We start from the raw sequence: 13232 nt of genomic DNA, 5'->3' as shown, positions 1-13232 counted from the left end.
TTTTTGTTTTTAAAAATAGTTAAGTTACAAATATCATTTACTCTGATATATATTCTTAATTTTGCAAACTATTATCTTAGTCACAATGAAAACATTAATACAATATTTAAAACCACATAAATGGTTGCTGATTGCATCATTAATTTTAGCAACAATCAACCAAGTATTTTCTCTTTTTGCACCAGCAGTTACAGGTAATATTTTAGATCAATTGGTTACTCATCCCCATTTTTTTGATAAAGAAGAAAAGTTACCCCGTAATTTGGATCAATTTTTTTATGGAAGCGATGATTATCATGGCGCATTTTTCTTTTTAGGATTATTGATAGGGACTGCTATGGTCAGTAGAATAGCTAAGGCTTTTCAAGATTATGTAGTTAGTGTGATTACTCAAAAATTTGGAGCAAATATTTTTACAGATGGTTTACAACATTCTATGGCGTTGCCGTATCAAGATTTTGAAGATCAAAGAAGTGGAGAAACGCTTTCTATTTTAACCAAAGTAAGAGAAGATTCCGTGAAGTTTATTACCAATTTCATCAATATCTTTTTCGGAATTTTAGTTAGTATTATTTTCGTTTCAGTATATGCCATTCGTCTACATTGGACTATTATGCCAGTTTATGTTGTGGGAATTTTTCTTATCGCTTTTATAACGAATTTATTAAGTAAAAGAATTAAAAAAATTCAGAAAAATATTGTCACAGAAACCACTCAATTAGCGGGAAGTACAACCGAAAGTTTACGAAATATCGAAATTGTAAAAAGTTTAGGTTTAACGAAACAAGAAGTAAATCGACTTAATAATAATACCTATAAAATCTTAGGATTAGAACTTAAAAAAGTGAAAAATATTCGTTCTTTAAGCTTTATTCAAGGAACGATGGTTAATTTTCTGCAACAGTTAATCACGTTAACTTTATTATTTTTAATCTTCAAGGATATTGTTACGCCAGGTCAATATTTATCTTTAATGTTTTATGGATTTTTTATTTTCGGACCAATGCAAGAAATCGGAAATATTATTATTTCTTACCGAGAAGCACAAGCATCTTTGCAGAATTTTGATAATTTGATGAAAAAACCTGTCGAAGAAAAACCTAAAAACCCTAAACAGATTGGTGCTATAAATCAATTAGCTTTCGATAAAGTTTCTTTTAAACATCAATCTGCTAGTTATAAAGCTTTGAATGAAATTACATTTGAAGTAAAAAATGGAGAAACCATCGCATTTGTTGGACCAAGTGGTTCTGGTAAAAGTACATTGGTTAAATTATTAGTTGGATTATATCGTGCGCAAGAAGGAGAAATCTATTATAATAACATCAATGGAAATGAATTTGATTTTGACGAATTAAGAAATCAAATTGGTTTTGTAACCCAAGATACGCAGCTTTTTGCAGGAACAATAAAAGAGAATTTATTGTTTGTTAATCCTAATGCAACGGAAGAAGAATTGCAATTAGCGTTAAAAAAATCTAGTGCCACAACATTAATAAAACGAGCAGAAAACGGAATAAATACAATAATTGGTGAAGGTGGATTAAAATTAAGCGGTGGTGAAAAACAAAGAATTGCTATTGCGAGAGCCTTGTTGAGACAACCTAATTTATTGATTTTTGATGAAGCAACTTCAGCATTAGACAGTATTACAGAGGAAGAAATAACAACGACAATAAAAGAAATTTCGGCAGATAAAGAACAAATCACAGTTCTTATTGCGCACCGATTGAGTACGATAATGCACGCAGATAGAATTTATGTTTTAGAAAAAGGTCAAGTGATAGAGCAAGGTTCTCATGATAATTTACTTGAGGAAAAAGGACTTTATTATGCGATGTGGAGACAACAAATTGGTGAAAGAAAATGATAAGCTGATTTAGTAAGTAAGGTTGTGAGAAATATAAAAGGGGAGTGATTCTATTTGAATTACTCCCTTTTTTTATTATAATTAATTATTAATCCTAAAAATATAAACCTAATATTCGAGTACCGAAAACTTGTAGTTACTTCAAATATTATTATAAACTACGCTATTTTTGCGACAAATCTATACGATACTTGATTCGTCTGTTTCAATTTCTTTTACAATATTCAGCTTAAATGTTAGTGTTTAGTCCCGCTGCGTGTGTTTTACATAAATACCCCCTTATTTCATAATGATTATTTTTTTTGTGTATCATTATTTCAGGACGAGACAATAAAAAAAGTCGCTAATTAGCGACTTTTTATTATTATTAAAATTAGTTTTTAAGTAATTGTTTTCTGAAACGTAAAGCAACTAATCCTGCTCCAATTACCAATAAAGGTAAATAATCGTCGATTGGCGAAGCCGGATCTGGATCATCTGTTCCACCTCCTCCAGTTCCTGGACCAACAGCGTTTGTACTTTGATTATTTGTTTCAAAAAAGGTAATTTCTTTTTCCTCTGCAGATACATTTATCGTACATAATAAAGCCGCTGCAACTAATAAGATTTGTTTGATATTTTTCATAGTGTATATTTTAAAGAAAGTAAATTATTTGTTTACAATTTTTTGTGTTTTAACTTTTCCATCTTCAGTTAAAACTTTTATTACTAAAACTCCTTTTGCTGAAGATTGAATTTGGAAAGAATTAGAATTGATTTTGTTTTTCTCAACTACTCTTCTTCCTTGAATATCATATAATTCTACCGAAACAATTTTGCTTTGTTTAGAATCTACAACAATTGTATTATTTGTATTATAAACAACAATATTATTTTTTGTTAAATCATCTGTAGCTAAAGTTTTATCTGCATATACAAGCTCAAAACGATTATTAAATTCTCCTGCTTTAGAAGCAAATTTATAAGCAGATTCTGATAAATTATATACTTGATTTAATTCTTTATCTTTTAAATAAACAGTTTGATTTTCATTAAATAAACCATCTACTTGCTCAATATTAATTGTATAATTTCCTTGCTCTAAAGCCTCGAAACCTAATTTTACAACATCGTCAGTTTTGAAAGGTAAGCTACGACCTTGAATTGCGTATGCTTCATCATTAATCAATGTGTAAATGGCAGATGATCCTCTTTGCATAACTTTAGCATCAATTTGATTATCGATTCCGTTTGTTGCACCATCCATGTAAGCTAATAAAATTTGACTAACTGGTTTATCTTCTTTTGATAAACTTAACCAAATTCTATTTTTCTCTATAGTTGAGTTTTTATAGAATTTAGCATCTTGTGCCGTTCTCATTGCGTTATTAAAACTAACAGTTGGTGTTGCTTGAGAAAGTCCTACGATAAATCCTTGTCCTAAAGAAATATTTGTTAAACCAGGAATAACACTACCTGCAACACTAAATGCAGCATAATTATTTGCATACTCTGTAGAACCTACAGCAAATTGATGTGTCCAGAAATACAGTGAATTAACACTAGTATTCGCAGCTAAAAATTTCTCTACATTGATATTAGACGCATAAGGATTACCTACAAGATTATATCCACCTGCCGTAAATTGAACTGGAACAGTTATATCTCCATTAAAAGGAACTCCTGTAAATACTCCGTTATGAATTGCGTTCGCTCCTGTTGCTAATGTATTTTTAACACGGATTGAAACTCCTTTACCAGCTTCGAATAATTTTGAATCTGTATCTGAAGTTAAGATTTGACTAAACTCATTTGTTGCTTCATTATATGTCCAAAAACGATTGTATAACGTTTCAGGAGAAAAAGAACGAATTGTTTGTTGCCAAGCTTCTTGTTGAACTGGTGAAGACCAAAACGTCATGTCGTTACGAACCATAGATTGGCTATTACGATTTACAGTAATTGCACCTGAATTTACTACATTTTGATTTTGAATTAAGTTTCCTCCATTCTCAACAACTAATCCTGTTAAACCAGCTTGGTTATCAATTTTTCCATCAACTGTTAAACTACCTCCTGATTTTACAGAAACCGTTCCACCAGCATCAGAAACTGTTAATGTTTTTGCAGAAATAGCTGAATTTACCTCTAAATTTCCTTTTACAATTACATCTTTTGTTAAATCTGCTTCTCCATTTGACCAAGTACCATTTTGCCAAGTTGTAGATGTTCCCATCATACCAAATGATGAATTTCTTGGGTTTGGTGTTCCTGTTTCAAAATCATCAAAATTACTATTCGTATCTATTTTCCCGTTTTCTTTTCTAATTATTGATAATGTATTACTACCTGCAGGAGCTGCTTTTGTCCCTTCATGTGCATTTGCAGTACCGAAACCTACTAAATCTACAAATTGGGTTGAATTATTAGAAGTTGATATTCCATTTGATAGAGCAACTTTACCATTAGTTGCAGAAAGATTAATATCTACAGATAATAAATCTGATATAGGTAAATCTTTCCCATTTGATCCTCCAGCTAATTGAATCAAATAATATTGATTTGGTTGTATATTAAAATCTGGCAATGCTACAAAACCAGAATTGCCAAATGTTCCACTTGCTGAAGAATATTGCACATATAATCCTGATAAATTAACAGATGAAGAAGTTGGGTTATATAACTCTACAAAATCATTTTTGTATGTAGCTCCTGAATTCCCACCACCACCATACACTTGACTTATAACAAGGTGATTTCCATTTGAGTTATCTTCTGTAACAATAAGTTTTACATCTTTACTAAAAGAATTCCAATTACTATCTCCAATATTAGTCGCAGAAATTGTAGTTTCTCCAATTTTGTTTATTGTAATAGTAGATCCTGAAATCGTCGCAACATCTGTATTTGAGCTGACATAAGATAATGCTAAATTAGCATTTGTATTTGTAGGTAATTCAAATGTTTTTATAGTTATTGATTTAGTCATATCAACTAATTCGTTAACTATTTGGTTAGCTTTTGAAATATTAAAAGTAACGTCGGCAGGTGTAGAAATTCCGGTTGCGTTTGTAGCAGTAATTTGAGTTACGAAAGTACCTGTTTGTGTTGGAGTTCCTGAGAAAACACCTTTATCAAAAGAAATTCCAGTTGGTAAAACACCTGTTTGAGTCCAAGATGTAGGATTATTCGTAGCTGTTATTGTACCATCTGTTAATAAAACACCATAAGTTCCTGTAATTGTCTTTGAAGAAACAACAGGAGGAGTATTAGCTACAGTTTCATATGTTAAAGTCAATCCAGTTAATCTTATATGACCTGATGAACCTGTAATTGCATTTTGAAATTGTAACGATGTGATTGCATTTAAATTTTGGATCGTATAATTGTTATTTACCGCAGAGATGTTTGTAGAAGTGGTTCCGCCATCTACAAAATATTTTGCATTTCCAACATTACCGCTAACACCTTTAAAAATAACACTCGTAATTTTTACATTGTTCGTAGTATGTAGAGTTATAGAATTTCCATTAGTACTTCCTGTATATAACCTTAAAGCCCCACTAGTAAATGCTGGTATTGCTGTAGCATTATTTTTCTCAGTTGTGAAGCTTACATTTTCGTCTACATCTCCACTTGTATTTGCAAATGTATAATTTACAGTAGTCTGTCCGAAAACAGAAGAAGATACCAACCCAACTAAGAGTAGTATCCAATTAAAAAAATAAAATTTTTTCATAAATAAAATGTTTTTTTTAGTTTTTCAAAAATAATGTTAATTTTTATATATTACATTAATATAATATTAACAAATGTAATATTAATTCTTAATTTATCTGTTTTTAAACGAATATGTTACAAAAAAAAATCCGCTAACTAAAAAAAGCTAACGGATTAATTTTAAATAAAGGGAAAAAATACTATTTAATAGTATGTATATCTTCTTACACCTGCAATGTGTTTTGCTAAACGCATTACTTGGTGGCTATAACCATATTCATTATCATACCAAACGTACAATACTACATTTTTACCGTCTGCAGAAACAATTGTTGCATTACTATCAAAAATAGATGGAGCAGAAGTTCCTACAATATCAGAAGAAACTAATTCGTTGTTCAACGAATATTTAATTTGTTCTACTAATTCTCCATTTAATGCTGCATTTTTCATTATTTCATTCAGCATTTCTACTGATGTATTTTTATTTACTTCTAAATTCAATACAACCAAAGATCCATTCGGAACTGGAACACGAATTGCATTTGAAGTCAATTTACCTGCTAAATTTGGTAAAGCTTTTGCAACAGCACTACCAGCACCAGTTTCTGTAATTACCATGTTTAGTGCAGCAGCACGTCCACGACGGTATTTTTTGTGCATATTGTCAACCAAATTCTGATCGTTAGTATATGCATGTATTGTTTCTAAATGTCCTTTTACAACACCTAAATTATCTTCGATAACTTTTAGAATTGGTGTAATTGCATTTGTTGTACAAGATGCTGCAGAAAAAATATCAACCTCATTTGGGCTATATTCTTCGTGATTTACACCATAAACAATGTTCGGAACACCTTTTCCAGGCGCAGTTAATAATACTTTATCTGCTCCTTTCGCTGTTAAATGACGAGCTAAAGCTACATCATCTTTAAAAACTCCTGTATTATCAATAATCAATGCATTATTAATACCATAAGCTGTATAATCGATATCTTCTGGTTGAGCTGCAGAAATCATATTCACCGTAACACCATTAACTATTAAAGCGTTATTTTCATGATCTGCAATTACATTACCATCAAAATCTCCGTGAACAGAATCGTGACGTAATAAAGAAGCTCGTTTTTCTAATAAAACAGGATCATTTTTATCGCGTGTCACAACTGCACGTAATCTCATTTGTTGACCTTTCCCCATTTGAGATGCTAATTCGCGAGCTAACAAACGTCCAATACGTCCAAAACCATACAATACAACATCCTTAGGTTCTACATTTTTAGCCTCTCTACTTTCTCCTAATTTATCTTCTACAAATGCTGTTGCAGAATCATAATTACCTAAAGTAAATTCTTTTGCCAATTTACCTACGTCTAATCTAGATGCTGGTAAATTTGCTACAGAAATCGCCTTTGCAATTGCCAAGGTATCATCTATAGCTATTTTTTCACCTACAAATTCTTCAGCATATTGATGTAAATTAACGATGTCACTCACATTTCTATCGACTAACTGATTACGAAAAATTACTAATTCGATTGATTGGTCATACCATAAATCAGATACGATTTTAATGAATTCAACAACCTTTTTACTCATCTCATTAAAAGATGCAAGTTGCTGATCATACGAAGAGTTACTCATTTTAGAAATTGTTTTATTGTGTTTATAAATAATTATTGGCAAAAATAAACAATTATAACGATTTCGTATATTTTTTTTTCAAATACTAACCATTATCATTAATTTCATCAGATAAACATACAAAAATCAATTTATATTGTAATTATTTCTACTAAAGCAAATTTCATTAGAAATCTCAAAACTAAATTAAATTACTGAAATACAATTATTTAAATAAATATTATTTCTATAAAATATTTACTACAACGTTTTCGTTAAAAGTCATTCTAAAAAAAAGAATTTGTAGAAATGAAAAAAGATTCTATATTTGCACTCGCAATAACGCATTAAGTGTTGTTATTGGAGAGTTGGCAGAGTGGTCGAATGCGGCAGTCTTGAAAACTGTTGAGGGTCACACCTCCGGGGGTTCGAATCCCTCACTCTCCGCAAAATAGTCTTGAAACACTGACTGCATCAGTGTTTCAAGATTTTTATATAACTATTCGCACAAAACTGCACAAATTATCTTCGACTTGTTTAAGTATCATTAAAAATTTAATGATATGAGAAAAAATTCATGGACTTTACCAAAAATAAAATCATATCCGATTGAATCGGGCAAGGATTGGTATGTTTGGTTTAGATTTAATGGAGGTAATCCAAAACGATTTTCATCAGGAATAAACGATTCAGATTCATTTGATGAAAGAATGGAAAAAGTTCTTATTTTACAGGATACTATAAAAAAATCTTTAGAACAAGGCTGGAATCCCGACTTAGACAAAACCATTTCCAAAAAACCACAAAAAGTAAAATTTGAAGATGCAATTAATTTTGCATTGGAAAAATTAAAACTTCGCTTATCAGTAAAATCATTCAGGGACTATTCCGGAACATGTAGATTTATAATATCTGCTGCAGAAAAATTGAAATACAAAAACCTTTCTATTGATTCAATTGAGCGTTTCCACGTGAAAAATATTTTCGAAACAATAAAAGAGCAAAGGAAGTGGTCAAATCACGCCTACAATAAAAATTTAGGCTATTTCAAATCTATTTTATCCGAACTGGTTGAATATAATTTAATAAATAATAATCCAGCACACGGCATAAGAACTTTAAAATACGATACACCTCCGACAGATTTTCCAACCGATAAAGAGCAAACGATAATTATTAATCATTTACACGAACGCAATTTTTCATTTCTAAGATTTGTAAAAGCATTGTATCAAACTGGAATTAGACCAGCTGAATTACTGAGGTTGAAAGTTAGTGATGTGGACCTACAAAAGGATATTATTTTACTTCGTCCTGAAGATGGTAAAACAAATAAATATAGAATAGTTCCGATTAAATCTGATTTAAAGACTGATTTGGTTCAAATTTTATTCAGTGTTGATAATGCAGATTTATATTTATTTGGTACTCCACGTTTATGCGGAGGTCGACTTGAAAAATCAGATATGTTTTGTCCTAATTTGTATAAAATCAAACGCGATACTGTAACAAAATACTGGAAAAAGTATGTAAAGGATGAATTGGGTATTGACAAAAAAATGTATTCCTTGAAGCACAAGGCTGCAAATGATATGATGTACGATGGTGTTGATCTTGAAACTATTCAAACAATATTCGGGCATTCAAAATCTAAGACAACTGAAATTTACGCAAATCAAATTAATTTAGTTCGATTTGAGAAAGCAAAAAAAGCAGAAAGAAAGTTCGTTTAAATTATGTAACAAATTTGTTACTCATTTATTTGTAAGTAACAAATTTGTTACTATATTTGTAATGTTAATTAAGTTATTTGATTTATGAAAGTGTCCGAAATGGTGAAAATCCTAAAAAAGGACGGCTGGTACATTTTTAGAGAGGGTGGTAAACACACTCTTTATGTTCACCCTACAAAGGGTGGTACTGTAATTGTACCTCGACACCCGTCAGCTGAGTTGAAAAAGGGTACTGAACAATCAATTCTTAAGCAGGCAGGGTTAAAATAACCCTGCTTTATTTTATATGCTTCTGAAAATTAATAGCTTATTAATAAAAAAAATAAACAAACAACTAACTAAAGTAAGAATGAAAGTAACAATTGTATTAGAAAAAAGTACTACAGGATATAGTGCTTTTTCAAATGATTTACAAGGACTTGTTACTGTTGGGGATTCTATTGATGAGGTAAAAGAGAACTTCAAAGAAGTAATAGAATTACAAGCAGATTATTTAAACGAAATCGGGAACAAAGATGAAGCACAAGAATTATTGAATGCGGATCTATTCTACTATTTAGATTTAGAAACTTTTTTTGATTATTATTCAATGTTTAATAAAAGTAAATTAGCTGACTATCTAGGAATCAATCAAAGTTTATTAAGACGAATGTCTAAAGAAAAAAACGTAGAATTATCTGATAAAAAAGCTGAACAAATCGAAAATGGATTACATCGTTTAGCAGATGAATTAAAAGAAATTCATTTTGCGTAGTAATTACTCTACAAATCTTTTATATTTTTACAACAATAAAGGAATACTTTATAAAATCAAATAACAGAAAAAATTAACAAATTAATGCCTTACTAAATAGTAAGGCATTTTTCTTATTAAATATAAATCTGTCCTTTTTCATTTATTATTTTAATGAATTCAATTCCATTATCGTACATATTTTTTGCTTCTTCTTTTGTAAGATAAATACTATACAATGTTTTTCCTCCTACTACTGTTTTCAAATGGTATTTTCCAATTCTTTCTTCTATCTCTAATAATCTATCATTGATATAACTGTTTTCTTCATTTTCATACGTGATTATTTCGTAATTTACAGAACTTAGATTTTCAGCTATTCTAAGTGTATTTAATTGGTAATTATATAATATAACTGTTTTCTTATTATTATATATACACCAACCTAAAATTTCATATCCTAACTCTTTACCATCTGTAAGCGAAATTGAATAAGTCTGCTTTAATATTGTATTTGTAATTTTTGTCTTTTGAAGTTTTACTTCAGCTTTTTGTAATTCTATTTCCATATTAATTCTATTAAAAATTTATAAATTCTTTTTTTATCCATCCTGTTACAGGCTTGTTGTTTACATCTTTAGTCAGTATATAAATCCATTTATAATTACTTTTTATGATTGTAATTTCATTATCTCTAGTTAACAATTGCAATGTTTTTGAAGTGTTTTTAGGTTTAGATTTTAGATATATTGATTCAGGTTCAATATGAAAAACTAAATGTTTTTCATATTGAAGTTCATTTTTAGATTTGTCAGACTGATAATTAATAACAAGTCCAATAACACATTGTAATATTAATGAGTTGACTACAGTTTTAATATTTTGATCAGGATTTAAATGGATTGAAAAATAAAGAACATAAAACCAACTTAATATTTGAGGATTATGAATGAATTCGTTCAGTTTTACAGACACATTTTTTGATAAAATATCAATTTCATCATCATTGTACTCTAATTCTTCTGCATTAATCGTTTCTATAAATGTAATAGTAGCGAATCCCGAATCTATTCCAATATTTTTAAAATTATCCTGAATTAAATTAAATCTATTCTCATTCAAGTTTATCAAATAATCAATTTTAGAATCTTTAATTATTGAACTAACTTTACTCCATAATGAAGTTTCAAGGACAATATTATTGTTTTTTAAATTATTGATTACTTTTTCTAATTCAGGATTAAATAATCCTATTGATTGATATATTTTTTTATTATTTTTAAATAATTTTGCAAACGTATTTTCTTGATTAGGTATTGCAGTATTCAAGTTTTCCATTAATTTACGATAAGGAGAATACATATCTTTTAACCCATCTAGGTTTTGTAAATGTTCGTTTAATATTTTCTGTGCTGGTGAGATATAAGTCAAGCTTTCCGTCTTAAACTTATTCGATTCGAATAATTCTTTCATTTTTAATAGCGTTGAATGCAAGTATAGTGATTATTTAAGATATATTTTCTCAAGATAAGTTAAGAAAAATTGTTAACTTTAAGTAAATCAGCATTATGAAATACATCTACTTACTACCTATTTTATTGTTTTCTTGTAATAATCAAAAAGAAAAGGATAGACAGTTAATTAAACTAAATGAATATGTGCAAAATCAAAATACACTTCTAATAAAACAAAAAGAAATATCCGACTCTTTATAAATAGAACTTGATAATTGCAAATTAAATTACAAAGCATTAGATGACGCTACAAAATAAAAAAGTGATCAAATTTGACCACTTTTAAAAATAGAGGGTAAATACCCTTTTTATGTTATTTAACCTCTGTAAATAGGTTTAAAAGTAAAGGTAAATTTACCTTTTCCTTGTAAAGTATCGATAACCTAAATAAATTATAAAGAGTGCAGACGCAATCAAAACAATCATAACATTCCAAGTAGGTCCAGCTGATTCATTTTCTTTTGATTTATCAATTTTTGATTTTGATTGTTCTATTTTAGTTTTAACTTCTGAATTAGAATTCACATTAATTTGCTCGTTGATATTTTCAGTTTGATTTTTATTATTAATAGAATCCCCTTTATTCTTTTTTTGATTGAAATTAATATCGCCTATTCCAGATACTTCAATTGTATTGTCTGTAAATTTTAAAATCAATTTATCATTTAAAGATTTACCGGAATAACTGACATCAATATTTTGCATGTAATTACTCCAAGACATCGAATCAAAGCTTGATACTTTATTGTTTATAATAACATTTGAAATAGAATCAATTTTATTAATTTTCAATTCTTCCTTTTTGAAATCTTCTTTAGATTTTTGGACTGAATTTTTAGCTGTTCGACAATTAAATATAATTGCAAAAACAAATAGGATTGCCAAAAACAATCCTATTCTTAATTTATTATTTTTTCGCATCAGGAAGATTTAAAAGATTATAATAATGTTGTGTTCGTTCGTAACGCAAAAGTGCATGCATCATAGCTTTTCCGTTAATCGCTAACGTTACAGTATTACAAGATTGACGCGACACGTCTTTCATTTTTCCAAAAACATTTTTTGACTTCAAGTAAAAAATAAACGCTTCAAAATAATATTTATCCCAAACAACATCAGGATTAGTCATAATAGATTGATCCTTTAAATGATTTGCCAAATCTTGATGCTCTTCACGTCCTGTCGTTTGACCTGCAGCATTTCCACGAAACAACCAACCATCACCAATTTTAGTATTACCAAGTTTATAACCTGGTTTACGATTTTTATCATCGTAAACTTTGTTGAATATGATTTTTTGGCGTTGGATTGATAAAGACTTTTCATTAACTCCGCGTCCATCTGCATAAGCTTCTTGCGGTCTATCACGATAATAAGAGAATGTGGAACGCAATAATGCAACCGAATAGTTTCCACTTTCTCTTTTTAATTGAAAAAAGTCAGATTCAACAGAGCCTTGTCCTAAAAAGTGTGCAGCTTCAAAAATTGTCATTTTAAAAACTTCACGCATTTTCTTAGCGGTTTTTTCTCCTAATTTTCCATCAGGAAGTAAACCATTGTTTTTTTGAAAATCTACTAACATAATTACTCTTGTTTATTTTTTAGTTCCTCAATTAATTCTTTGTTTTTTAGAATAATATCCAATAGTTGTTTTGCAGATTTATCGACCATTCTCCTTTGTTTCTGATCTGCTTTTTCTCTTATAGATAATCCCTCTGTAAGTAATAATGCTAACATCATTAGAATTGTCATTATTGGAAGATTTAGAATTTCAATGTACACTCCAAATGGATTAAACATATCTGCAAACAGAAAAAGAAGCATTAAAGAATAATAGAATGTCATTTTTTCAAATGTTTTCCGAATACCATATGAATGAGTGTATTCACCTAATGATTTACTCTTTCTAATCCCAAAAAATAAATCTATACCAACTGAAATTCCTACCGCTACCCAGCACGAAAAAATAATCTGAAATTCAAGTATAATTTGATTAAAGTCTTTATTTATGTAATCTAATATCATGTGTTTTAAGTTTTAATTTATTGAGCGTCAACTTT

The 13232-nt window shown here is 29.2% G+C and carries 12 protein-coding genes and 1 tRNA gene; 5 read left to right on the top strand and 8 right to left on the bottom strand.

Annotation, left to right across the window (positions count from 1 at the left end):
- The first annotated feature begins 85 nt into the window (after positions 1 to 85).
- Positions 86 to 1870, top strand: a complete 1785-nt coding sequence (locus RSC72_RS06215) for an ABC transporter ATP-binding protein (RefSeq protein ID WP_332543882.1) — start codon at positions 86 to 88, stop codon at positions 1868 to 1870.
- Between the two features lie 373 nt (positions 1871 to 2243).
- On the opposite strand, the gene RSC72_RS06210 is transcribed toward RSC72_RS06215, so the two are convergent.
- The 3 genes from RSC72_RS06210 to RSC72_RS06200 form a co-directional block, all read right to left on the bottom strand.
- Positions 2244 to 2495, bottom strand: a complete 252-nt coding sequence (locus RSC72_RS06210; protein ID WP_332543881.1) for a hypothetical protein — start codon at positions 2493 to 2495, stop codon at positions 2244 to 2246.
- A 24-nt stretch (positions 2496 to 2519) separates the two neighbouring features.
- A complete protein-coding gene (locus RSC72_RS06205) occupies positions 2520 to 5588 on the bottom strand; it encodes a lamin tail domain-containing protein (RefSeq protein WP_332578446.1) in 3069 nt (1022 codons plus the stop codon).
- A 185-nt stretch (positions 5589 to 5773) separates the two neighbouring features.
- Positions 5774 to 7213, bottom strand: a complete 1440-nt coding sequence (locus tag RSC72_RS06200) for a glyceraldehyde-3-phosphate dehydrogenase (RefSeq protein ID WP_332543879.1) — start codon at positions 7211 to 7213, stop codon at positions 5774 to 5776.
- Between the two features lie 341 nt (positions 7214 to 7554).
- On the opposite strand from RSC72_RS06200, the gene RSC72_RS06195 reads away from it, so the two are divergent.
- The 4 genes from RSC72_RS06195 to RSC72_RS06180 all read left to right on the top strand — a co-directional run bounded on the left by RSC72_RS06195 (position 7555) and on the right by RSC72_RS06180 (position 9679).
- Positions 7555 to 7639 (top strand) — tRNA-Ser (locus tag RSC72_RS06195).
- Between the two features lie 116 nt (positions 7640 to 7755).
- On the top strand, positions 7756 to 8925 hold the full coding sequence (locus RSC72_RS06190; protein ID WP_332543878.1) for a tyrosine-type recombinase/integrase: 1170 nt from the start codon (positions 7756 to 7758) through the stop codon (positions 8923 to 8925).
- Positions 8926 to 9009: 84 nt separating this feature from the next.
- The gene (locus RSC72_RS06185; protein ID WP_332543877.1) at positions 9010 to 9195 is read left to right on the top strand and encodes a type II toxin-antitoxin system HicA family toxin; all 186 of its coding nucleotides are present in this window, start codon (positions 9010 to 9012) and stop codon (positions 9193 to 9195) included.
- Positions 9196 to 9274: 79 nt separating this feature from the next.
- Positions 9275 to 9679, top strand: coding sequence for a type II toxin-antitoxin system HicB family antitoxin (locus RSC72_RS06180; protein ID WP_332543876.1), 405 nt, complete (start codon positions 9275 to 9277; stop codon positions 9677 to 9679).
- Positions 9680 to 9795: 116 nt separating this feature from the next.
- Here the strand turns inward: RSC72_RS06180 and RSC72_RS06175 are convergent, their stop codons facing one another.
- The 5 genes from RSC72_RS06175 to RSC72_RS06155 form a co-directional block, all read right to left on the bottom strand.
- The gene (locus tag RSC72_RS06175; protein ID WP_332543875.1) at positions 9796 to 10227 is read right to left on the bottom strand and encodes a hypothetical protein; all 432 of its coding nucleotides are present in this window, start codon (positions 10225 to 10227) and stop codon (positions 9796 to 9798) included.
- A 10-nt stretch (positions 10228 to 10237) separates the two neighbouring features.
- Complete coding sequence (locus RSC72_RS06170) at positions 10238 to 11131, bottom strand: hypothetical protein (protein ID WP_332543874.1); 894 nt, start codon at positions 11129 to 11131, stop codon at positions 10238 to 10240.
- A gap of 395 nt (positions 11132 to 11526) precedes the next feature.
- Positions 11527 to 12093: a hypothetical protein gene (locus tag RSC72_RS06165; protein WP_332543873.1), complete on the bottom strand. Its 567-nt coding sequence runs from the start codon at positions 12091 to 12093 to the stop codon at positions 11527 to 11529.
- Positions 12080 to 12754 carry a hypothetical protein gene (locus RSC72_RS06160; protein ID WP_332543872.1) on the bottom strand — a complete coding sequence of 225 codons (675 nt, stop codon included), beginning with the start codon at positions 12752 to 12754 and terminating at the stop codon, positions 12080 to 12082. Before RSC72_RS06160 ends, RSC72_RS06165 begins: the two co-directional genes overlap by 14 nt.
- Before the next feature lie 2 nt (positions 12755 to 12756).
- The gene (locus RSC72_RS06155; RefSeq protein ID WP_332543871.1) at positions 12757 to 13197 is read right to left on the bottom strand and encodes a hypothetical protein; all 441 of its coding nucleotides are present in this window, start codon (positions 13195 to 13197) and stop codon (positions 12757 to 12759) included.
- Positions 13198 to 13232: the final 35 nt, after the last annotated feature.

This window comes from Algoriella sp., assembly GCF_036647415.1.
GTDB lineage: Bacteria > Bacteroidota > Bacteroidia > Flavobacteriales > Weeksellaceae > Empedobacter.
Note: the sequence above shows the minus strand (reverse complement) of the source record. Positions and strands in the feature narration are given on the sequence as shown.

Bases quoted from the DNA above. Each gene is read 5' to 3' on its own strand.
- RSC72_RS06160 (WP_332543872.1), bottom strand. From the start codon at position 12,754: ATGTTAGTAGATTTTCAAAAAAACAATGGTTTACTTCCTGATGGAAAA.
- RSC72_RS06175 (WP_332543875.1), bottom strand. From the start codon at position 10,227: ATGGAAATAGAATTACAAAAAGCTGAAGTAAAACTTCAAAAGACAAAA.
- RSC72_RS06185 (WP_332543877.1), top strand. From the start codon at position 9,010: ATGAAAGTGTCCGAAATGGTGAAAATCCTAAAAAAGGACGGCTGGTAC.
- RSC72_RS06180 (WP_332543876.1), top strand. From the start codon at position 9,275: ATGAAAGTAACAATTGTATTAGAAAAAAGTACTACAGGATATAGTGCT.
- RSC72_RS06210 (WP_332543881.1), bottom strand. From the start codon at position 2,495: ATGAAAAATATCAAACAAATCTTATTAGTTGCAGCGGCTTTATTATGT.
- RSC72_RS06200 (WP_332543879.1), bottom strand. From the start codon at position 7,213: ATGAGTAACTCTTCGTATGATCAGCAACTTGCATCTTTTAATGAGATG.
- RSC72_RS06190 (WP_332543878.1), top strand. From the start codon at position 7,756: ATGAGAAAAAATTCATGGACTTTACCAAAAATAAAATCATATCCGATT.
- RSC72_RS06155 (WP_332543871.1), bottom strand. From the start codon at position 13,197: ATGATATTAGATTACATAAATAAAGACTTTAATCAAATTATACTTGAA.
- RSC72_RS06215 (WP_332543882.1), top strand. From the start codon at position 86: ATGAAAACATTAATACAATATTTAAAACCACATAAATGGTTGCTGATT.
- RSC72_RS06170 (WP_332543874.1), bottom strand. From the start codon at position 11,131: ATGAAAGAATTATTCGAATCGAATAAGTTTAAGACGGAAAGCTTGACT.
- RSC72_RS06165 (WP_332543873.1), bottom strand. From the start codon at position 12,093: ATGCGAAAAAATAATAAATTAAGAATAGGATTGTTTTTGGCAATCCTA.
- RSC72_RS06205 (WP_332578446.1), bottom strand. From the start codon at position 5,588: ATGAAAAAATTTTATTTTTTTAATTGGATACTACTCTTAGTTGGGTTG.